Raw genomic sequence first — 21899 nt, forward strand, 5'->3', positions numbered from 1 at the left:
GAGCAATCAACGATGGTCCTTCCAAGCTTGCTCGTTACGTTATCCTAGGATGGCCCGGATGAGTCCCCCACTGCGCGCGTCCAACGAGGGTCTTCTGAGACCGCGCGTTGCGCGAGCACAGGGGACTCACCGGGCCATCCCCCCCTGCTGGCGGGCATTTTCAGCAGCCTGTTAGGCCCTGAATTGTTGCAGCAGCGCATAGCCCTCAGCCCATGCCCCATGCCCGCTGTCTGCGTTGATGTGTCCTGCCTGGCCGATATCGACGAACGCGCTCCCCCAGGCATCCGCACAGTCTTTAGCATGGGCCAGCGAGCCGAACGAATCGTTCGTGCTGGCGACCACCAGGCTCCGAAAGGCGAAGGGCTCCATCGGCACAGACTCAAATCCACGAGCCGTAGCAGGAAAGCACTCGCTCTGCGGATCCGGCACCGCCACGAGAAACGCGCCCTTCAGAACGAGCGTCGAGCGCTGCGCCCAATGGGCCACCAGGAGACAGGCGAGGCTATGGGCCACGAGTACGGGAGGAGCAGGACAGGCCTTCACGGCAGCATCCAGCGTGCGGACCCAATCGTCACAGACGGGATTGTCCCAATGGCCCAGATCCACGCGCTGCCAATCGGGATGGCGCAAGCCCCAAAGCGTTTGCCAATGTTGCGGCCCGGAGTTACCGAAGCCGGGCAGGATGAGCACAGGCGGTATCATAGGATCACGGTGATGATGAAGCGCGATAGGCGGAATTGTTAGCGAACCCAGGGAGCAGGCACCGTCGGATTCGGGATCGCCCGCTCGATCGGTCCCACTGGCCGTCTGGACGGCTCCGGTCCCAGAGGGAGCCCTTCCGGCGAGGCATTCCGATTGAGACGGACGATGATGCCGCCCATCACATCCCAGCGGCGAAAATTCTGGCGTGGCGCCTGCGGGTGCTGATTATGGCAATCCACGCAGGACTGAACGATCGCGAGATCCGCCGAGATGGCTTTGAACTGATCACCGTCCACGAAACTGAGCACGCGCACATCGCGATTCTTCTCCAACTGAACGAGCGCATCGCTTTCGGCAAGAGTCCTGGGACGATTCGCAGGATTGAGCGGGCTCAGGCCGATCAAGCCCATTTCAAACCCGTTCACTTGCGCGGCAGCCGATTTCACAAATTGAGCCGGAAGCGGCATGAAGTGCGAATCCTTCTGCCAGTCTTCCTTCGGCACGACCCCGCTTTCCCTCAGATGCTCGACCACGTCCAGCACATAGGCCGTGCGAAACGCCTTGACGATTTCCAGGATGTACCGGGCCGTCTGATCGAACGTAGGATCAGCCGCCTTGGCGGACCAGGCGAAGAGGGTGAGACCGACAGACAGGACAAGGATGAGAACCGGGCGACCGAAGTTCAATCGAACCTCCTACAGCAACAGCCAAACCAGCAGAATGCGAAGCCTCACGAGGACGGGCACAACCTAGCCGATTCGACTTTAGCCGTCAACCATGCAGGCCAGAAGCCAATTCAACGTGTCCCTACTTTTTGTTTACGCGAAGAATTTGATAGTGCCACACGTGTGGCCGACAGGAAAATACTCCCGCAGGCTGCTCAAACAGTTCGTCCAGCAAGGCCGCAGGCGAATCGAAACCGGAGGCGTACCCTTGGGGTACGTTGAGGATTTCGATGAGCCGAGAACGACGCTGGCGGGCTGTTTCAGCAGCCTGCCTCTAGCAGGGGATGTTGACGGCCGGATCGCATAACACCGGCGGAATCACTGGCGGGCGCATGTACTTGCCTGATGGATCCTGGGAGCCCATCGATCCCTTGATCGGCGGGCCGCCTGGCATTCCTGGGAGTCCCTGCCCGGCAGAACCAAACCGCTTCCCGACACTTGAACTCGCCGAGGAGCCAACTCCGGGAACCGGCACCGATGTCGGCCCGCCTGTGGAAACTCCGACGCCGGACGTAACCGGTGGCAGAGCAGCTTGCGGAGTCTGACCCGCCTGATTTTGAACAGTAGGAGGAGTCGGCGTTTGCGGCGGCGCCTGCGCCCCACAAGGAACAGCGAGCAGGACCAACAAAGCAGCCAACGCGAGAGAGTGCTTCATGGGACCAAACATTCTCGAAAAAAAGATCGACATGGAAGGATTCTAACGAGACAGGCGCAACCAAGCAATCCCGCAGGTAGTGGGTCAGTTTGAAAAGCCATGATCTTGAGAATGCTTAAGCGGTCAGGTATGATGGCCGAATGAAAAAGAAACCATCTAAAGATGTCAACGTCACAGCATTTGAGATTTTACAGGCTGTGACTGGCGAGCCTGCCGATTCGTCCCATAATGGGAAACCTGCCAAGAAGAAAGACCTGCAGGATAAGAACCCTGCCGCTGTCGCTTTGGGTCGTTTAGGTGGACTCAAGGGCGGCAAAGCAAGAGCCAGCAAGCTTTCCCCAAATAAACGCAAACAGATAGCTAAAAAGGCTGCAAATGCACGATGGTCAAAGGATCGTTAATCGTAACGATAATATCGTTTGACTACTAACGATAAATGCGCTACTATTCCTCCTGGCGGTTCACCTAGGAGGGGTAAATATGGCGGCCTCAAGTGCGATCATTGATCGATTCGGTGGGCAATCAGCACTCGCAAAGCTGTTAGGCAAACGACAAAGCACCATCCAGCATTGGTACGCCAACGGGATTCCCTCTAAATGGCAAAAACCCCTCCTTGAATTAGCCAAAAAACAAGCGATTAGCCTGCAGCCCCATGATTTCTTTGACGATGCGCCTACCGAGAAAAGCAATCCGTCAAAGATTCCGCATGCAACCCACTGGGGAGAGTTGCAAATAGGAGAGGATCACTTGCCCTGCTATGTATTAGAGACAGGGGAGCGAGTCTTCAGTTTGAAAGGAATGGTAGTAGGGCTGATCGGCACCGAAGGGGGACAGCTCTCCGAGTACATCAAAGTCCAGAGCCTAAGGCCATTCTTACCTTTGGAATTAGTCCCTGGAGAAGGGGATCAAATTCCCGCTCTCATCAAGTTCGATACCGGCAACAAATCCTTCGCAAAATACTCATGGGGTCTGCCTGTCGAAAAGTTCATGGATCTGTGCGTTGCCTACTCTACGGCTTTAGAGAAAGCGGAGCTGACCGAGCGCCAGAGATCAACTGCAGCTAAAGCCAATTCTTTTCTTAGGGCATGCGCTAAAGTTGGTGTTGTTGCCTTGGTCGATGAGGTCACGGGTTATCAATATGAGCGTGCTCAAGATGCCCTGCAATTCAAGTTAAAGTTATATCTTGAAGACGAAATGAGGAAATGGGAGAAGACATTTCCTGACCAATTATGGGTTGAGTTTGGTCGTCTTACAAAATGGCAAGGATCTGTGACGCAACGCCCAAAATATTGGGGCAAGCTGGTTATGGAATTGGTTTATGGGTATCTAGACAAAGATGTGGCGGATTGGTTGAGGGCGCATGCACCGAAACCCAGCCATGGACAGAACTATCACCAATGGCTGAGCAATCAATATGGTCTAAAGCGGCTTACAGAACATGTTTGGATGCTGATAGGAATGGCAACGGCATGCGAATCAATGCCAGAGCTGAGACAGAAAATGGCCGAAAGATTTGGGCGCCATCCCGTACAAATCATGCTCTATCTTCCACCGTCAGAGGAATCTAGGTCAGCGTAAGTTGCTGAAATAATGATGTCTGCAGGCAGCCTATTGACAATGCTTGATCGGTCAAGCATAGTGCCTCTGTCACCACGGAGGAAGCTATGAACAAGCTGACGCAGGCCAAACGAGTTCAGATCATCGCCGCCTTGGTTGAGGGCAACAGCATCCGCGCTACTTGCCGCATGACTGGCGCAGCGAAGGGCACTATCCTGAAACTCTTGGCTGACCTCGGTACGGCCTGCGCTGCCTATCAGGATCGCGCTCTTCGCAATCTTCCCTGTAAGAAAATTCAGTGCGATGAAATCTGGTCGTTTTGCTACGCGAAAGAAAAGAACGTCCCTGAAGAGATGAAGGGCAAGCTCGGCTTTGGTGATGTGTGGACCTGGACGGCCATCGACGCAGACAGCAAGTTGATCGTGTCATATCTGGTCGGTGGACGGAGCGCAGAGTACGCGAAAAAGTTTATCGACGATCTGGCCTCACGCTTGGCCCATCGCGTGCAACTGACTACGGATGGGCACAAAGCCTATCTCAGGGCCATTGAAGGCGCGTTCGGTGCGGATGTGGACTACGCCATGCTGGAAAAGATTTATGCGGCTCCGCCACGCGACGGACAGGCACGGTATAGCCCTGCGGATTGTTGCGGAGCGAGGAAGATTAAGGTGTCAGGCAATCCAGATTTGGCCAAGGCATCAACGAGCTTTGTGGAACGACAAAACATGACCATGCGTATGGGCATGCGACGAATGACCCGCCTGACCAATGCCTTTAGCAAGAAGATTGAGAACCAAGCCCATGCCGTGGCCCTGCATTTCATGCACTACAACTTCGCCAGGATTCACCAAACGCTCCGAGTCACGCCAGCGATGGAGGCTGGAATTGCGAGTCATGTGTGGAGCTTGGGGGAAATCGCAGGATTGCTCGATTCAAACTGACCCACTACCATCCCGCACGCGGACGAGGCGCTCCGACAAAGACTCCCGGCCATTTTCTTCACCTCACAGCTTCGTGATCAGCCGATCCTGAAAGTTGCGAAAAAGCCGTTTTGCAGGGCCCTTGGCCTACAACGAACAACAATGGATCTTGACCACCTTTCCTATTTCCCCGTCGCCTTGCGATCCTGAGAACAAATGCTACAGTTCGACATAAGACTTTTCATTGCGATTCAGACAACACAGGAAGGAAACAGCCATCATGTCTAAAAAACAAAAAGGACCCGGACCATCCTCCCATACGGGCGAATCGATGGAAGAGGAGATTCGTGCTCTTGCCTATCAGCTGTACTGCGAAGGCGGCAATCAGGACGGTCGTGATTGCGAGTACTGGCTGGAGGCCGAGCGACAAGTGATCGCTCGCAGCAAGGCGCACGTGCGCCGAGTCGCCTGATCACGGAGAGACCAGCGTATAGTTGTCGCTTCTCGATGGCTCAATCCGCCCTGAAGCAGGTGCGTAGTAGCGCTGTGCCCTGACCAGCCCTATTGCCTTCAAGACAAACAGCCGCCTCTTTCACTCTTCAGCGCGCAGCACCAGCCGCACAAGGACGAGGCACACCAACAAAGACGCCCCACCCTTTTCCCTCTACCTGTCCTAGCGGACGGTGGCAGCACTGGTGGCTATGGAAGGATGATGGCCTGCTCGGAATGGCCGATCGCTTTGAGCGCCGTTTCCAGCGCGTCGACCATCGACGGAGGGCCGCAAAGAAAGATCACGGTATCGGGACCGGGCGGCGGCAGATGTTCGCGCAGCACCGCCTCGGTGATGCGGCCCGTGCCTTGCGACCAGCCTGCAGGCGGCTCGCTCAACACATGGTAGCAATGGAAGCTCGCGTGATCGCGGACATCCTCCTCCCACTCCTCACGGAAAATGATGTCGGCCTCGGTCTTGTTGGCATAGAGCAAAAACAACTCGACTGGGAGGCTCTTGGCGAGAATCCAGCGAATAATGGCAATCATCGGGGTGATGCCAGAACCACCGGCCACAAACCCCACCTGCTTCGCCATACCGTCCACCCAATGGCCACCGGGATTCGGCCCGCTCATCAGCACCCTGTCTCCGATCTCCCGATCATGGAGATACCGCGACATCGCGCCGGTCTCGTACCGCTTCACCGTCAAGTCGAAGTACCCAGTGGCGCCGGGCATCGACGACGGCGTGTAGGGCCGTTTCACCAGTTTGTCGTCGATCGTGGCATGGACATAGAGATGATCGCCTGGCAACAGATCCAACGTGGCGTCGTCAGGCAGGGCAAAGCAGAGGGTCTTCGTGTCGTGGGTATCGCGATGAACCGCCGTGAGCTCGTACGGCACGGGCAACTTCGACATGATGCGCGTGACAGGTCCCGACATCATGGCTCCATCATACGAGCCTGAGAGATCGGTCGCAACTGAGGCAGTGGCGGGCAAGCCCGCCAAGAGCTGATGGCCGATAGCGTATGGCGGATAGCAGAAACAAGAACCGCATCTAGGAAGATTGATCGCGCTTCACGCTTCATAAATGACGAGAGACGGAATCACGTAGCGCACGCAGACAAGGCACTTCAACAAAGACTCCCATTTCTTCGCCCCGGTGCTCTCGGAAAGAAGCAAGGGCGGGGCAGAATCCCCCCACTACCCACTAGCCTCGTCTCATTGCCAAGCAAGTAACTCCAATTCCCACTGTTACGAGGACAGCTGTGACAAGTTGCTCGCTGTGCGGTTGCTCCCCCCAAGCCCACGAGGCAAAGTGTTCGCAATTGAAATCGAACAGATGATAGGGCGTACCAAGACAACTTTGTGATCTTCGCAGAATTTGACTGCAATGAATCGAATTCGAGGGAGCCCTTACTATCTCGACAGGCTTGCCACAAGAAAACGCACCGAGCGGGGCTCGCACGACACCATGCCCCTTGCGAGCATGAATCACCTCACCGTTCCCTACATAGATACCGTGATGATAGACATGATCTGTCCATACTCTGATCCACGCGCCTTGCCGTAGCAATTGAACCCACTCACCAACCGAAGCATACATAGAAACTCCCTACTAAGTACACGACTTACCCGTACAGACTATTCTGCTCTCAGAAAAAAGTCAACGCGCCAAAAGTAAAGACGTGTCAGTTCAGCCAACACGCATGCCGAAAGTAAACCAATCCCAGCAACCTATCTCAGGCTAACGGACGCAGGGACCAGAATAATATGGCCTGCTCTTCATTGGCATCGGTACGCCCAAGTTACCTTTCCAGAAATGTGAATCTCCGAGGAGCCAATGATATAAGTTTGCATATTCATAGTCGGGATGAATTTTAAGGCCCACGCCTCCAACTCTTGATGTGTCTCTTACCAACATCTTCTTTATGGCCTCGAATACAGGAAGTGTATATTTAGCTTCTCCCCCAATCCTGGCTATAGAGCATGAGGCAACTACGTCGGCAAGCTGAAGAAGGCGGACAAGCTTCGGCTGCGAGGAGAGGACATTAAGCGCAAGCCTATCAGGCTTTACGTAGATAGTCCCAGACTCTACCGTTTCAAGGCAGTCTGCGAAAAACCGGTCCTCATCCGACCGATCCCCGCTGGGCCGTGCAGCGACGACCACACCATGTTTATCCCGGCGGGCCAGTTCGTTGTGCACACGTTCAATAAACAGACGAGTCACATCCGCTTCAGGATTTGGCGCTCCCGCTACAGCCCGTTTAAATCGTGTATCTTCCGCGATCACTAAAGCTTTCACGCCTGCTGCATCAGCAATTGCCAGAGATTGCAGAAAAAAATCCTCCCGCTTGGGATGGATTAGGTTGCGCCACATCCAGAGCTCACGGCCAGGCGACCACTTGAAGCATTCTCGGTCTGGAAATCCAAAATTCTTGCACACATCACTAAGCTTTCTTTCCAAATCCGCAACTTGCCCATCGGGTACACATATGCCTCCGATTCCAACAATAGGGCCCATGTTCGGCCTAGATGGGCTGTCTTGTCGAGCATCGTCAGCAAAAACAAATTCCATACGTCAAATCTACGCTTTAATTTTATACGGCCATGATTCACTGATAGCGAGAATGCGCTTTAAACGAGGTCTGCTTGTCTTTGAGCGGCAATTGAGATTGCAAGCTGCGGATAGCCCTCGACTTGTCCAGACAGAGTGAATCCAGAATCACTAGCCTTGCCTGACAGTATCAAGTCGAAATTACTGATAGCGCCTAATATGGAATTGAGCTGGCCACGATAGTGCGACACATGAATCTTCGCGTTTACTGATTGGCCATCAGCCTGATAGGTACCACGGTATAAATACGTGAGGTCACCTCCATGAATTTTTCCGTTATCTACGACTACCAAACCGACACCAGCACTCCCGCCTGGTGCCGAAAAAACTACTGAGTACAACCCTGGAAGCATTGGTCCTCTTATTTTGAGTGAAAGAATAGCACCAGGCTACTTTCCGTCAGCGATTGTGTCAACCCATTAAATAGGGGAAGCGAACTAGGAGGATATGGGGACTTCCTCCTAGTTCTATGAACTCTCTCCGCACGAACATCCCGCATGCCCCCACTGCGCGCGTCGCATTGACTCTTGTGAAGCGTATCTCGTTCCAGAGTTCGGACGCTTCACGGTCGACGAACGACGCTGGAACCATACGCGTTGCGCGAGCACAGAAGATCATCAGCCTCCACCCCCTCCTCTGTTCCGCGAGCAAGAGGACGGCCAGGCTACCCGCTCAGCGCCTCGAACCATCGTTCCGGCAGGCTTCGGTGCGCTGGTGAGAATTGAGTGCTGAGTCCTGAGATTGAATGACAAGAGCTTACGGTCTATGGCACCAGGGGAATGAGGGGCGCGCATGATTCACGAAATACGAACAGCATGCCGTTTCTGTCGTTGTACAGTCCTTAGGCCGCAGTGCGGACCTTCACTGTGAGACGCACCTGCGCGCCGAGCCGGGCCAGCATGTCAATCAACGCATCCGTGCTGAACAAATCGATACGGCCCCGAAGGAGATCGCTGACGCGGGGCTGAGTCACGCCGAGTATCTTGGCTGCCGATTTCTGCTTGTGACCGCGAGCCGCAATGAGCTTCTGCACCTGGATCATGAGGTCTGCCCGGACCAGCAAATGCTCCGCCTCGTCGTGGCGAAACCCGAGGTCACGGAATACATTCCCGCTAGACGATGAGATCTTCAGTTTCATCCTGCTCCCCCCTCTCGCTTCAGGTAGTCGGAAGAATACGTGCCCTTGGCCAGCCCCTGCAAGGTTCCCACATACCGCTTAGACTTCGACCTCACGATCATCAGATCGCCCTTCACGACAACCAGCAATTCATCGCCGCTTTTGACGCCCATCGCCTTCCGAGCTTCCCTCGGAATGACAAGCTGATTCTTACTGCTGAGCTTATGAATGGCCATAATATCCTCCCGACAAGGCGTTACATTACCGTAGAAATATAACGCCGCTCAATCGCACGCTCTTTTGCGCTCACGCACACCGTCCGACAGAAATCTCCCCCACTTCTCTCTAAGCGGGGAGGAGCAGCCGAGCTGTCCTTCACTGCGCGCGTCGAACGAGCACATTCTGATCGTGCGCGTTCCGCGAGCAAGAAGGATGGTCCGGCTGCTCCCTTCCCCTCACACTCATTTAAACGCCTCATCTTTTTCCGCCCCTCCCCGCGCCTTCCACTCCAAGTCGTAATATTCCCCCCGATCCCTCGCCCAGGGATCGAACACATTCACCACCCCCTGCAGCTCGCCTGCCAGTTCCGGCATCGTTCGCATGAGCACGCGTTTCATGGGGGAGTCGGGTCTCTCAGGCCCAGGCCCATTGTTCGTGACCCACTCGACGCCGAGCTTGCTGTAAAACTCCGGGCGGAAACTGGAAGTGAAGAACCGGTCGCTGAAGAGGCGGCGCGAGGCGTTGAGAATGAACACGACAAACTGGGTTTCCGAAATGGCGAAGCCATCCGGCCGCCGGAACTCCGCCAGCCAGCCCACCACCGTATCGACGTCCTCGATATTGTCAATCAAACTGCCGTTCGGATGGCCCAGGCAATCGTTAATGTCCGATCTATCGTCGTTCTTCTGCGCCTTGGTGATTTCCTTAGAATCATCACACTGGTGCTGCCCATAGACTTCCCGCAAGGTCTTCACGAACTGCTCCTGCTCGTTCCGAGTCGGTGAGTTCTTGGGTAACCGTACATCGATGAAGTCATCGAAGCTGGTCAATTGCTTCAACCCATACTGGCGGCGGAATTCGTTGTAGCGGGGAATGCCCCGCTCCCGGTCCCGGATGAGATCGAGCGCCGCCACGTCGATCTGCTGCGTGGAGGATTGCAGGCGAGGCAGCTTGAGGTTCTGCAAAAACTGCGGATGGTTCTGGAGCGTCAGCAACCCCAGCCTCTGGCGACCCAGGCTGAGCGCCCAATTGGCCAGCCCATTTTGATGCATGGCCTCGGTGGCCTTGCCCCGGAAGGTCTCGATCACCGGCACCTTGCTCCGAATGACGTTCGGCTCCTTGTTCCACTCACGATATTCCAGCAGGTCCGGCAATAAGGGATGCAGCCGGTAGACCGAGATGAACTCCTCAGGAAAATTGAAGGGGGAGCCGAAATGGTTGACGCCGCCGTTGATGTCCTCGTCGTTTGCGAGAGACCAGAGATCCTTTCTATTCCGATCGAACAGGGCATGGATCGGCGCCCCCTCATACCGATGGTTGCCCAGCCCGAAGATGCCAGGCCCTCCGGCCAGTGCTGCGTAGCGGCTATTCGCTTTCCTGGCATCCTCCGAATCTTCAAGGCGGCGCACGACTTCCTTCAGCGCATCCGCCACCGCCTCATGCTCGTGGAAGACGCCCTGCCAGTTGGCGTTCATGCCCCGGTTCAAGGGCTCGTTGTAGAGCAGTTGCGTGGTCCATTCGATCGTGTGGATCTTGGCGATCTCTGCCGCGACGACCAGCCGGGCGATCTCGAACAATTCCTGCGGCGTGACCTCTCTGTAGCGGATGACGTGAGCCGGGTCGGCAGGATTTCTCAAGCCGCTGTCCGCCTCGGGGGTTTGGGCTGCCTGCTTCCGGAATTCCTCGACGAAACCATTGTGCTCTCGCGCGAAGACGTTGTGATAGAAGCTCAGCCCGATGGACCAGTTGTCGGGAAAGGCCGTGGCTTCCTGGCCGGACCATTGCGGATTGATCGGATCGCCTGCTTCGAAGACCGGCAGGTAGCCCAGCTTGTCGCCCGCCCCCTCCCGGACCGACAGCAGCAATAATTTGGCCGGATCGTTAGGGTCGCGCTTCACTCGCTTGCCGGACCGTTCGTCGTAGCCATAGAGCTGCGAGGCGTCCCACCAGGCCGTGACATGGTTGCGGGTCGTCTTCTGCGCCCTCGTCAGATAGGTCTTGCCTCCCTGCGTGAAGGTCTCAGGCTTCGTGCCCTCGGCAATGAGTGCCGCGTCGATCTTGTCGCCGGGGCGGCAGCCCAGTTTCTGGATCTCCGCTCCTGTCAGAGGCTGCTCGACGTTCTTGACCAGTTGCGTGGCGCAGCCGACGGACTTCCACTCAGGCTGGTTATGTCCCTCCTCCAGATGCGTGAACCAGTCATGGATCATGAACTGGATCCAGAAGGCCGCCAGCACATTGAAGAAGGGCGCGGGCCTATACTCGCAGTGCGCCTCTTTCGAGTCGCCCGGCAGGCCGTAGCCCTCGCGGCATGTGGCCTGCGACGATTGCTGCCGCGTGAAGAGCTTGCGGCTGATCACTTGCGGGTCCGGTTTCAAGAGCCCGATGCGATCTCCATGGCGATTCTTCGTCACCTCAGTCAGCCCCAGATCGGGGAAGGTGCTGTCGAACTCCACGTTCCGCGCAAAGAGCTGATAGGTCGAGCCCATCAGCGGGTTGAAGATGTCGTTGCATATGCCCGTCTGCGTGCGGAAACGGATCAGCTCGCCCCGGCAGACCTGTTTCGTGCCGACATCCTGGAAATTGGGATGGGTCTGGGGCAGCTGCATGTCCGGCCAGATTTTCAACACTGGGCCGGCCTTGCCGTCGCGGCCTGTGACGTAGGATTTATAGGTCCCGTTGTTGTCGAAAAGGTTGAACTTGATGAGTTCGATCCGCTGCAGCTCTAACTCATAGAGCGCGCCGTTGATCCCATGCGCATTGGGACCGATGTACTTGGCATCGGACAGAACATGGAGTGGAACTTTTGACGTGACGTCACCCGCGCCCCAGAAGTTCGGCCAATCCAGCCAAGGCCCCTGACTGAATGCCACGGCACGGTCTCCTCCGAGACAACGAGCCCGCTCCTCGGGAACCTTTCCAAGGAAGCGCTCCTCCCTGGTTTTTGCGACTCGCTGGATGTCGCCATGTGCCAGCACTTTCAGGCAGGCGATCCCGGACTCCACAACATCGCATCCGCTGAGCAGGCACAGCCCCGTCATGACTGCGAACATTGATGGGCGACGTATCTGTCTCATATGCAGCCCTCCTCAAGATTGGGAAGTATTGCACGCGACATCACCGGCCCCAGGCTACGACTCGGGCAACATAGAGTCAATATTCCCTAAGTGTGAATACATGCATTATCAAGTGACGGTGCTCCAGAGGGAGGGAAAGATCAGGGCTGATTCCTGTTGTGCTGCGCAGCCGGCAAACAGCAGTGCGAAAACATTTGGAGGAGAAGAAGGACCTACGTTCGTGTGGTCGCTCGACCTAGCAGGCATCTTGGCGAACGGAACATCCGCTGCCATTCTTTCGATCTTGGAAGGCGCCGACTCAACGTTGTGCCTTGCAGAGAAGCGAGAACAACATTCGAGACATTTTCCGGACTCACGATTCTCGCGTGACACCGGTCACTGGCCGATCTAGGGACCAAGAAGCTACACCTGCCTGCTATCGACGATTGAGGCCTCTGGAGTGTAAAGAGTTCAGCCGCATGTTGGCCACGGGTGCGAGCATAGGACAGTGACCAGGCAGCGCCCCTCTTACGTTTCCATCATTTCCAATCGCGCATCGAATTCATGCCCGCAGGCCGTACAACGGATACAATCCGACTCGACCGTCAACTCGTCCGCCCGGATCCCCATGCCCCCACAATCGAGACACCGAGCGAGGTGGACCCTCTGATGGTCCACGGTTTCGTATTGCGTGCCACGGAGACAATACACCGGACTCCCGTCAAGCAGCCACGAGTTCCCCGCGTTGTCGACCACCGGCAAGGTCAAATAATGATGGTTCACGTAGTCTTCAAGCTCCTGCCGGCTGGCGAACCCGTCCTTAATCAGCTTTCCCCCCACCACCTCGTAGAGCCGGTTCTCTTTCACGATCACCTTGGTTGGACCCATCATGCACCTCCCGTTCTGATAGGAGCGTATGGCTAGAAAGCAGATGGCATGAACAAGAAACGTATCTCGCCAGACGAACGGCACTTCACGAGCGACGTGTTGTCAAACGACACCCGAGTAGTATCGGAGAATGTTGCTCACGGAAATGACCCCGATGATCGCCCCATCTTGCGTCACGGCCAGATGGCGGGTGGCCTGCTCCTTCATCATGCGCACGGCGTCGATAATCGGCCGATCACCTTCTATCGCCACCACCGGCGTCCGCATGCAGATTTTGACAAGGGTCGTATTGGGATCCAGCCCCTTGGCCACCACCTCGCGGGCCAGGATAGAGTCTGTGATGAAGCCCACGTAGGACTGGCTATCCGTCACGAGGAGCGAACCCAGCTTCCATTGCTGCATCAACTGCCCCGCTTCTCGCAGGCTGGCATCCTGAGACACATTCCGAATGTCGAAGGACATGTGTTCGGCGACCTGGGGGCCGGTGAGGACCTGCCGACTGGTCTTGTGCTTCTTGGGTTCGGCGGATCGGCGCGCCTCCAGTTCCGAGATACAGGTTTCCAATACCCGGCTGCGCTGCAAGAGGCTTTGGCGCAGGCTATCCATGCCCGTGCCCTCCGGCGCCTCGTCCGGCATATTCACCAATCCAGCGGCCTCGCCCACCTCTGCATATTCATAGGCCTCCAACAACTCGGAGGTCTCCCCGAGAAGATCGGCAATCATACGCTCTGTTTCCAGGTCGAACTCATCCAGGCTGCGCGTGGGCGTGCCCTTGCCCAGGAACGGAGCGAACCCGGCGAGCTGCTTTCGCAGCTGCTCGATGCTCCGGTCCAGAGAGACCCGTAGTTTCTTGGGAGTGGTGCGCGTCGTGTCCATGGCACCTCCTAATGATAATGGCTGAGAATGGCAAATCTTACCTCCGCTCGATCAGCAAGGGCAAGCGACCGGCAGGAGAAGCACCAGACGCACTGATGCAGCGGAATGTGCCCTTGAGGTTGCGCCGGGACAGAGGACACAGTCGGACGACTCGGTGCAGAGCATGCCAACCTTCCATCAGGCGAAATCACCCCACTCAACCTGGCCACTCGCGTGAAGGTCACCAGCCCCTCACGGCCCAACTGATGTGGTTTCGCGGGCCGGACCCGCTTAGGGGGCAAGGTCAGCGGAGAAAGAGGAACCAGAGGTAGACTGCGCTCATGAGGACCGACCCGATCATGACGGGAAACCCGAGCTTGAAGAACTGCCAGAAAGAGATGGGATAGCCGGCTCTGCGCGCCATATCCACGATCACGACGTTCGCGCTCGCGCCGATGATCGTGCCGTTCCCTCCCAGGCACGCGCCCAGCGCCAGAGCCCACCAGAGGGGAAGGATGTCCGGCTGATGCACCAGGGTGGCATAGTCCGTAATCTCGGGATGCAGCGAGCGGGCGAGGTCCACGATCAACGGATTCATCGCCGCGACATAGGGAATGTTATCCACCAGGGCCGAGAGGATGGCCGATCCCCAGAGCACTGCCATCGTCGATCCCGCAAGGTTCCCTTGCGTTACCGCGACCAACTGATCGGCCAGATAGCGAATCACGCCGACCTTGACCAAGCCGCCGACCAGCACGAACAACCCGATAAAAAAGAAGATAGTTTTCCATTCGACATCGGTGAGATAGGACAGTTCCTCGCCATCCTCCGGCTTCCGTCTCGCATGCCCGAGCAACATGAACAGGCTCGCGCCAAGAAGCGCGATCGTGGCCGGCTCAAGATGAATGAGCGAATGGACGCAGAACCCCACGTTCACGATCCCCAACAGCCAGAGACAACGGTACAGGAAGGGCCGATCGACAATGGCCTCTCGCGAGTTCAAGGCCAGCACCGCCGTTCGGAGATGCGGCAACACGGTCATCTTTCGCCCGAAAATGACCCACAGCGCCGCCACAAATACAGCCAGGATCAACAACGCGATGGGACCCAAGACCGCCAGAAAGTCGAGATAGCCCAACTCCGCCTTGCTGGCGATCATAATGTTGGGCGGATCGCCGACCAGCGTCGCGGTCCCGCCGATGTTCGACGCCAGCGCCTCGGTAATCAGAAAGGCAATGGGATTGAGTTCCAACCGCTTGGTAATGGCCAACGTAACCGGCGCCATGAGCAGCACGGTGGTGACGTTATCGAGCATGGCCGAGAGGCCGGCCGTCAGCAGGGCCAGCAGCACCAGCAGACGGAACGGCTTCGCGTCGGCCCGCTGCGCCGCCCAGATGGCCAAGACCTCGAAGAGACCGGTCTCCCGGACAATGTTCACGATCACCATCATCCCGATCAGCAGAAACACGACGCCGTAATCGATGCCGAACTCATGGGAGTAGAAGGCCTCGTCTTGCGACACCACGCCCAGCCCAATCATCACCGCCGCCCCGAACAATGCCACAATCGTCTTGTGGATCCGCTCGGTCATGATGACTAAGTAGCACACACCGAAAATAAGCAGGGCCACAGACACAGAAGACATGCCATTCCCCTTGTCGCGTAAACAATACCACTGAGCGAAAGCCTCTCACGCATTATCGGGAGACCGCCACTACAATGCAATGAAAGTCGTGTAACAGGATGCCCCAAAAGGCCGCCAGCTTCGTTCTCGCAAATCGTGAAAGGTAAGACGTGAAAGGTGAAACGTGGGGAGGCAGGCCTTTCTTCCTCCGAAACCTTTCACGTTTTACGTTTCACATTTCACGAACGCCCAAAACAGCCTTTTTGAGCAACCTGCGCAAAGGACTCCTCTTGCCCTAGACATGCAGACCCGTGGAGCCTTGCCACGTTGATTCGCTTCGCTGGTCCCGCTACGATGACCGTCCTGGGAAGGGTGCCTCGACAGCCCCTGAACCGTTCACGCAGGCAAGGAGGAATCCTGATGCCCCCACCGACCGCGCAACAGATCATCGAAGCCCAACGTCAGGATTGGAATCGTGTGGCCGGTGGCTGGGAGAAGTGGGACCACTTCTTCGAGCAGAACCTGGCCTGCCTCAATCACCGGCTCGTCGCGGATGCGCGGCTGCGAGCCGGTCAGCATGTGCTCGATCTCGGGTCCGGCACCGGCTATCCGGCCCTGCTCGCCGCGCAGGTCGTCGGACCGCAAGGCAGCGTGATCGGCATCGACGTGGCCGAATCCATGCTGGCTGTCGCAGGCCGCAAAGCGAAAACGCTCGGTCTGGCAAACGTGACCTTTCACGCCGGAGATGTGACGACGCTTCCGTTCGGAGCCGGTTCGTTCGACGCGGTGACCAGCCGCTTCTGTTTGATGTTTCTCCCTCACATTCCCAAGACCGCCGCAGAGATTGCGCGGGTCCTGAAACCGGGCGGCTGGCTCGCCGCAGCAGTCTGGTCCGCGCCGGACAAAAATCCCTCCCTCCTCCTGCCCATGAACGTGATCAAGCAGTTCCTCGACCTGCCGCAGCCGGACCAGAGCGCCCCAGGCATTTTCCGGCTCGCCAAGCCTGGCGATCTCGCCGGTATGCTGCAACAGGCCGGCCTGACAGACCTCATGGAGCAGGAGTTTCTCGCCGAATGGTCCTACCCTTCGGCGGAGGACTACTATCGAAGCCTGATGGACATTGCCGCGCCAATCCAGAATCTCCTGGCGCAACTGACGCCGCAGCAACAGCGAGAAGCCGAGCAGAAGATCGTTGCCGCAGCCGAGGAATATCGGAGAGGCACAGCCCTGGCATTCCCCTTCGCAGCCCGCATGGTCGCGGCACGCAAACCTCTGTGAACAACTCCGGCCCGAAACTATGGTAGGCTGCGTTGTGACTCGCGCATTCCCCCTATTCAGCGGTTCGCTAGTCCGGCGCTGGCTCCTGGCAGGATTGATCGCCTGTCTGTCCTCTCAGACTGCCTGGGCCGATGTGCCGCGCCTGCCTGCGACTCTGTGGCAGAACGCGCCCGAACAGGCGCCCCTCCCGCGGAAGCCCTGGATCATCCACGACCGGGCCATCGCCTTGAACCTCCCATCGCTGCTGACCCTGAAAGATGCGGCGGCCAGGCCACACACTCCCCTCTTCATCGAACTCTTCAATGGTCTCCGCTATGAGTTGGCGATCGACTCCACCATCTCCCGCAGCAACGACTCAGCCGTGGTGCGAGGGCTCCTCAAACACAGCGATCACGGGGACTTTATTTTCTATATCAATGGCACCGTGATGGCCGCCACCATCCACGTCGGGCATCGCCTCTTCAAAGTCGAACATGTGGCCAACGGCCGCCACCGATTATTGGAACTGAATCCCGCGAAACTCCCTCCGGACTAGCCACGGCGAAAGCCCATGATGTACCCCCTCCTAGCCAATCTGACCCTCATTGTTCACCTGGCATTCGTGGCCTTCGTCCTGTTCGGCGGGCTGCTCGTGCTGAAGTGGCGCTGGATCGCCTGGCTGCACCTGCCTGCTGCAACCTGGGGCGCGGTCGTCGAATTCACCGGCTGGATCTGTCCCCTCACGCCGCTGGAACATTGGCTGCGCGCGCAGGCAGGAGAAGCCTCCTCTCGTTCCGACTCCCTGGTACAATATCTCCTGCCGGCGCTCTATCCCTCCGGCCTCACGAGGGAGATTCAGATTCTACTCGGGATGCTGGTCTTGGCGGTGAACCTCGCGATCTATGGCTGGCTCTGGCACCGCACCAGCGTGAAGACAACGCGAGGCGCGAAGTAGGACGATTCATCTTGTTCGGCAGACCTGCGGTATAAAGAGATATTGACCTGGTTGTCCGGTCTTGATAGAGGAACGGGTCCGCGCATGTTCATTCGATTGTGAGGATTCTATGCCAATGGATGAGATTACCCAAAAAGTCAGCGATCGTTATGCCAAGGCCGCGTCGACGGGCGAACAGATGTGTTGCCCGACCAGTTACGATATGGCCAATCTCCAATCCTTCATCCCCGAAGAGGTCCTCAAGATTTCCTATGGCTGCGGAACGCCGGCCGGGCTGAAGACCGTCTCCCAGGGAGAAACCGTGCTGGACATCGGGTCCGGCGGCGGGATCGATTGTTTCGAAGCCTCCCGGCTCGTCGGCCCCACCGGCCACGTCATCGGGATCGACATGACCGACACAATGCTGGCCATCGCCAGAAAGAATGCCCCCCTCGTCGCGGCCAATCTTGGCTATCCTCTGTCCAACGTCGAGTTTCGCAAAGGGATGGCGGATGCGATGCCGGTGGAGGAGGGGACGGTCGATTTGATCATCTCCAATTGCGTGATCAACCTGGCGCCGGATAAACGGAGGGTCTTCCGGGAAATGTTTCGCGTGGCCAAGTCGGGCGGGAGGTTCACGATCTCCGATATCGTGGCAGATCAACCGGTGCCGCAATATTTAATCCATGATACGGAAAAATGGGGCGACTGCCTCTCCGGGGCCCTGACGCTCGCAGACTATATCGCGGGGCTGGCGGGAGCCGGCTTCCTGGGCATTCACCTGATCACGTCCTCGCCCTGGCAGGTGATCGACGGCATTCACTTCTTCTCCGTCACCTTAACCGGCTATAAACTTCCCGCCGAGGCGCCGGTCTCACCTGTTCGTTATGCCACGCTCCGCGGACCCTTCAGCCGGGTGGTCGATGAACTGGGCACGACCTATTTCCGAGGCGTACCCCAGCCGATCACGCCGGACGTTGTCGGCCTCTTAAGCCTGGCTCCGTTGGCTGCGCACTTTGTCCTGTCCCCCGACCAGGTCAGGCTGGATCAAACCGATGGCCGATGGACTGCGGTTTGTCCGCCAGAGGCCTCCTGCCTCTGGCAAGGGCACTTCGCCCTGCTCGCAGGGCCCTTCGCCGAAGCAGCCGACGACGATCACCATCTCTATCGCCGGGGTGAACCGGTGGAGATTTGCGACAAGACACTCGCCGTATTAGCGACAACAGGCTATGAACCCCATTTCGCGATCATCAATCGCGCGGGCCGGAGCGTCAGCGGTGAAGCTGTGACCTGCGCACCAGATGGGAGCTGCTGCTGAGGCATGGCTCTGACCCTGCTGGGACAACAGAATCCCCTCGCCTCCCCCACGGAACAATTGAAGATTCTCAGGGAGACCACGAGCTGTCCCCCCTTCGAGTCACAACTCGATCGAGTCGGCCTGCTCCCCCTCCGCGCCACCGGGATCACGGTCTTTCAAATCAATGTCGGCAAGCTCTGCAATCAGACCTGTCGGCACTGCCATGTCGATGCGGGACCGGACCGGACCGAAAGCATGTCCCTCGAAACGGCGGAGCAATGCATCAGGGCTCTCGCGAAGACCGATATTCCTACCGTCGATATCACGGGCGGAGCGCCGGAACTGAATCCCAACTTCCGCTGGCTGGTCGAGCAGGCTCATTCCCTCGGTCGGCATGTGCTGGATCGCTGCAACCTCTCCGTGCTGCTGCTTCCGTCACAGGCGGATCTGGGCGAGTTCCTGGCTAGACATCGCGTGGAAGTGGTCGCCTCGCTCCCCTCCTATCAAGCGGGGCAAACCGACGCGCAGCGAGGAGAAGGCATCTTTGAAAAATCGATCGAAGCCCTGCGGCTGCTCAATCGGCTTGGCTATGGCCAGCCTGACAGCGGGCTCTCGTTGAATCTCGTCTACAATCCGACAGGGGCCTTTCTTCCGCCGAAGCAGGAGGCCATCGAAGCACAGTTCCGGAAAGAACTTCTGGCTCGGCAGGGAGTCTCGTTCAACCACCTCTATACGATCACCAACATGCCGATCAGCCGGTTTCTTGAGTTTCTCCTGGAGAGCGGCAACTACGAGCAGTATATGGAACGGTTGGCCAACGCCTTCAATCCCGTTGCCGCGGCCAACGTGATGTGCCGTCACATAATTTCAGTGAGTTGGGATGGCAGACTCTACGACTGCGACTTCAACCAGATGCTGGATCTACCGGTTAACCAGACGGCGCTGGCCCATATCCGAGACTTCGACCCGGTTCAACTCGCCCAGCGCCAGATCGTCACAAACAACCATTGCTACGGCTGCACTGCCGGGGCCGGTTCGTCTTGCGGCGGGGCTGTCACGGTGTAATCCCGCTACTGCTCTCGATCGGCCAGAAACTGCCGAATGGCCGAGGCGATCTCGTCGCGGACGCGGCGAAAGACGAGGCGGCGGCCCTCCACGTCTGCAATTGCTGCCGGGTCATCGAAACTCCAATGGATCAATGTCGTCTTGCCTGGCCAGAGGGGACAGGTTTCTTTGGCCCGATCGCAGACCGTCACCACATAGTCGAGGGGCTGCGCCGCATATTCCTCGACATGTTTGGATCGATGCTGTGCAATGTCGATCCCGACTTCAGCCATGGCCTCAACCGATCCAGGATTCAGACCGACCGGCTTGGTTCCCGCGCTGAAGACCTCGTAGCGGTCACCAGCCAGATGCCTCAACCAGCCTTCTGCCATTTGGCTGCGCGCCGAATTGCCCGTGCAGAGGAAGAGGACCGACTGTTTCATGCCACCACCTCACGCCTGAACCAATGTCTCGTTCTGTTGCAGATGCCGCAGACCGACAACATGACCGGCACCTCCACCAGCACCCCCACCACCGTGACCAACGCCGCTCCCGATTCGGGGCCGAACAGCGCAATGGCGGTCGCCACCGCCAATTCGAAAAAGTTACTGGCCCCGATCAAGGCACCAGGCGCCGCGATTTCATAGGGCACATGAAACCGGTACATGAGCCCATAGGCCAATGAAGAATTCATATAAACCTGGAACAAAATCGGCACCGCGATCAATACGACATGCACCGTCTTGCCCATAATGTTCTGGGCCTGGAAGGCAAAGATGAAGACCAAGGTGAGGAGCAGGGCCGAGATGGTGACCGGAGCGAATCGCGGCAACAGCACCTCTTCCAGCCACAACTGCCCCTGTTGCCGCACGAGCCAGGCCCGGAGCCCCCACCCGATCGCCAGAGGAATCACGATGAAGGCCAGGACCGAATAGAACAAGACATCATAGGGCACGGACAGGGACGAGGCGCCGCTCACCAGCAGACCGACAATCGGCACAAACAACACGAGCATGATGAGATCGTTTACCGACACCTGGACCAGCGTATAGGCGGGATCACCGTCCGTCAGATAGCTCCAGACGAACACCATCGCCGTGCAGGGGGCTGCGGCCAGAATGATCGCCCCGGCGATATATTGATCGGCTTCGGCTGGCGTGATCCAGGCAGCAAAGACGATACGGAAGAAGAGCCAGGCAAAGAACGCCATCGAGAAGGGTTTAACCACCCAATTGACGAACAGGGTAATGAACAATCCGGTCGGGCGAGTTCCGACATGGCGAATCGAGGCGAAATCGACCTTCATCATCATCGGCACGATCATGAGCCAGATGAGCAGCGCGATTGGCAGGTTGATATGGCTGCCCTGGCCGAACTCCATCTCCCGCAAGGTCTGGACAAGGCCGGGAGCCGCCTGCCCGAGCAGCACGCCAACAACCATGCAGAGCGATACCCAGAGGGTCAGGTACCGTTCAAAGGGATTCAGTTTCTTCTCGACTGCCGGCGGCGTGGCTTCCATGATCCCTCCAAGTAAACCATCAAGAATTATTGATTCATCGAATAAAAAAAGTCAGCAGCGGGGATCGGAGCGGCCCTTCTTCCTCATGACCCTGAGCGACGCCACCAGCTCTTCAAGCTCCGCAACCGCATCGGCATTGATGGCGTAATAGATCCAGCGGCCCTCGGGACGATCCTGAATCAAGCCTGCATCTTTTAGGACTTTCAGGTGAAACGACAGCCGCGATTGCCCGGCCTGCAGGGCATCGGTCAGCTCGCAGACGCAACGTTCGCCGTCCTTCAGCTGGTCGAGAATGTCCAGCCTGGTCTCGTCTGCCAGCGCGTGGCATAGTTCGGCGGTCTTGGCCCGGTTCTTCCCCGACAAGGTAGGCATCGTTTCTTATACATCAAGAATTCATGATGGGTCAACCGGCGAGAATCCCGATTGC

At 57.5% G+C, this 21899-nt stretch carries 23 protein-coding genes; 10 read left to right on the plus strand and 13 right to left on the minus strand.

All coding sequences use genetic code 11. From position 1 onward, the window contains the following. Nucleotides 1-171: 171 nt before the first annotated feature. Together NT179_08890 and NT179_08895 are read right to left on the minus strand one after the other, a co-directional pair. Nucleotides 172-702 (minus strand): alpha/beta fold hydrolase, encoded by a 531-nt coding sequence (locus NT179_08890; protein MCX5722128.1) that lies wholly within the window; start codon nucleotides 700-702, stop codon nucleotides 172-174. 38 nt (nucleotides 703-740) lie between these two features. Then, complete coding sequence (locus NT179_08895) at nucleotides 741-1388, minus strand: DUF3365 domain-containing protein (GenBank protein MCX5722129.1); 648 nt, start codon at nucleotides 1386-1388, stop codon at nucleotides 741-743. Nucleotides 1389-1711: 323 nt separating this feature from the next. Between NT179_08895 and NT179_08900 the strand changes: the two genes are divergently transcribed. The 5 genes from NT179_08900 (at nucleotide 1712) to NT179_08920 (ending at nucleotide 5031) form a co-directional block, all read left to right on the plus strand. After that, nucleotides 1712-1972 carry a hypothetical protein gene (locus NT179_08900; protein MCX5722130.1) on the plus strand — a complete coding sequence of 87 codons (261 nt, stop codon included), beginning with the start codon at nucleotides 1712-1714 and terminating at the stop codon, nucleotides 1970-1972. Between the two features lie 250 nt (nucleotides 1973-2222). Then, nucleotides 2223-2483 (plus strand): hypothetical protein, encoded by a 261-nt coding sequence (locus NT179_08905; protein ID MCX5722131.1) that lies wholly within the window; start codon nucleotides 2223-2225, stop codon nucleotides 2481-2483. A gap of 79 nt (nucleotides 2484-2562) precedes the next feature. After that, the gene (locus tag NT179_08910) at nucleotides 2563-3660 is read left to right on the plus strand and encodes a P63C domain-containing protein (GenBank protein ID MCX5722132.1); all 1098 of its coding nucleotides are present in this window, start codon (nucleotides 2563-2565) and stop codon (nucleotides 3658-3660) included. 86 nt (nucleotides 3661-3746) lie between these two features. Then, nucleotides 3747-4580, plus strand: a complete 834-nt coding sequence (locus tag NT179_08915; protein ID MCX5722133.1) for an IS1 family transposase — start codon at nucleotides 3747-3749, stop codon at nucleotides 4578-4580. A gap of 259 nt (nucleotides 4581-4839) precedes the next feature. Next, the gene (locus tag NT179_08920) at nucleotides 4840-5031 is read left to right on the plus strand and encodes a DUF2934 domain-containing protein (GenBank protein MCX5722134.1); all 192 of its coding nucleotides are present in this window, start codon (nucleotides 4840-4842) and stop codon (nucleotides 5029-5031) included. Between the two features lie 227 nt (nucleotides 5032-5258). Here the strand turns inward: NT179_08920 and NT179_08925 are convergent, their stop codons facing one another. The 8 genes from NT179_08925 to NT179_08960 all read right to left on the minus strand — a co-directional run bounded on the left by NT179_08925 (nucleotide 5259) and on the right by NT179_08960 (nucleotide 15442). Next, nucleotides 5259-5993, minus strand: a complete 735-nt coding sequence (locus tag NT179_08925) for an NADH-cytochrome b5 reductase (protein ID MCX5722135.1) — start codon at nucleotides 5991-5993, stop codon at nucleotides 5259-5261. A gap of 802 nt (nucleotides 5994-6795) precedes the next feature. Then, complete coding sequence (locus NT179_08930) at nucleotides 6796-7626, minus strand: hypothetical protein (protein MCX5722136.1); 831 nt, start codon at nucleotides 7624-7626, stop codon at nucleotides 6796-6798. Nucleotides 7627-8506: 880 nt separating this feature from the next. After that, on the minus strand, nucleotides 8507-8803 hold the full coding sequence (locus NT179_08935; GenBank protein ID MCX5722137.1) for a helix-turn-helix transcriptional regulator: 297 nt from the start codon (nucleotides 8801-8803) through the stop codon (nucleotides 8507-8509). Next, nucleotides 8800-9018, minus strand: coding sequence for an AbrB/MazE/SpoVT family DNA-binding domain-containing protein (locus NT179_08940; protein MCX5722138.1), 219 nt, complete (start codon nucleotides 9016-9018; stop codon nucleotides 8800-8802). Before NT179_08940 ends, NT179_08935 begins: the two co-directional genes overlap by 4 nt. 225 nt (nucleotides 9019-9243) lie before the next feature. Further along, nucleotides 9244-12075 (minus strand): oxygenase, encoded by a 2832-nt coding sequence (locus NT179_08945; GenBank protein ID MCX5722139.1) that lies wholly within the window; start codon nucleotides 12073-12075, stop codon nucleotides 9244-9246. Between the two features lie 507 nt (nucleotides 12076-12582). Continuing rightward, nucleotides 12583-12945, minus strand: coding sequence for a hypothetical protein (locus tag NT179_08950; GenBank protein ID MCX5722140.1), 363 nt, complete (start codon nucleotides 12943-12945; stop codon nucleotides 12583-12585). A gap of 99 nt (nucleotides 12946-13044) precedes the next feature. Continuing rightward, complete coding sequence (locus NT179_08955) at nucleotides 13045-13818, minus strand: CBS domain-containing protein (protein MCX5722141.1); 774 nt, start codon at nucleotides 13816-13818, stop codon at nucleotides 13045-13047. Between the two features lie 283 nt (nucleotides 13819-14101). Continuing rightward, entirely contained in the window at nucleotides 14102-15442 is a 1341-nt protein-coding gene (locus NT179_08960) for an ArsB/NhaD family transporter (GenBank protein MCX5722142.1), read from the minus strand. Between the two features lie 399 nt (nucleotides 15443-15841). On the opposite strand from NT179_08960, the gene NT179_08965 reads away from it, so the two are divergent. From NT179_08965 to arsS, 5 genes are all read left to right on the plus strand, one after another. Then, on the plus strand, nucleotides 15842-16699 hold the full coding sequence (locus tag NT179_08965; GenBank protein ID MCX5722143.1) for a methyltransferase domain-containing protein: 858 nt from the start codon (nucleotides 15842-15844) through the stop codon (nucleotides 16697-16699). 34 nt (nucleotides 16700-16733) lie between these two features. Further along, nucleotides 16734-17234: a hypothetical protein gene (locus tag NT179_08970; protein ID MCX5722144.1), complete on the plus strand. Its 501-nt coding sequence runs from the start codon at nucleotides 16734-16736 to the stop codon at nucleotides 17232-17234. Between the two features lie 15 nt (nucleotides 17235-17249). Then, entirely contained in the window at nucleotides 17250-17633 is a 384-nt protein-coding gene (locus tag NT179_08975; protein ID MCX5722145.1) for a DUF2784 domain-containing protein, read from the plus strand. Nucleotides 17634-17748: 115 nt separating this feature from the next. Then, nucleotides 17749-18930 (plus strand): methyltransferase domain-containing protein, encoded by a 1182-nt coding sequence (locus tag NT179_08980; protein ID MCX5722146.1) that lies wholly within the window; start codon nucleotides 17749-17751, stop codon nucleotides 18928-18930. 3 nt (nucleotides 18931-18933) lie between these two features. Beyond that, nucleotides 18934-19974, plus strand: coding sequence for an arsenosugar biosynthesis radical SAM protein ArsS (gene arsS / locus NT179_08985; GenBank protein ID MCX5722147.1), 1041 nt, complete (start codon nucleotides 18934-18936; stop codon nucleotides 19972-19974). Between the two features lie 5 nt (nucleotides 19975-19979). Here the strand turns inward: arsS and NT179_08990 are convergent, their stop codons facing one another. Genes NT179_08990 through NT179_09000 form a run of 3 tightly spaced genes read right to left on the minus strand, consistent with a single transcriptional unit; the run spans nucleotide 19980 to nucleotide 21844 of the window. After that, a complete protein-coding gene (locus NT179_08990) occupies nucleotides 19980-20396 on the minus strand; it encodes an arsenate reductase ArsC (protein ID MCX5722148.1) in 417 nt (138 codons plus the stop codon). Then, a complete protein-coding gene (arsB, locus tag NT179_08995) occupies nucleotides 20393-21472 on the minus strand; it encodes an ACR3 family arsenite efflux transporter (protein MCX5722149.1) in 1080 nt (359 codons plus the stop codon). Before arsB ends, NT179_08990 begins: the two co-directional genes overlap by 4 nt. A 51-nt stretch (nucleotides 21473-21523) precedes the next feature. Further along, nucleotides 21524-21844, minus strand: a complete 321-nt coding sequence (locus NT179_09000; GenBank protein ID MCX5722150.1) for a metalloregulator ArsR/SmtB family transcription factor — start codon at nucleotides 21842-21844, stop codon at nucleotides 21524-21526. Nucleotides 21845-21899: the final 55 nt, after the last annotated feature.

It is taken from the genome of Nitrospirota bacterium (genome assembly GCA_026387665.1).
Classification (GTDB): domain Bacteria; phylum Nitrospirota; class Nitrospiria; order Nitrospirales; family Nitrospiraceae; genus Palsa-1315.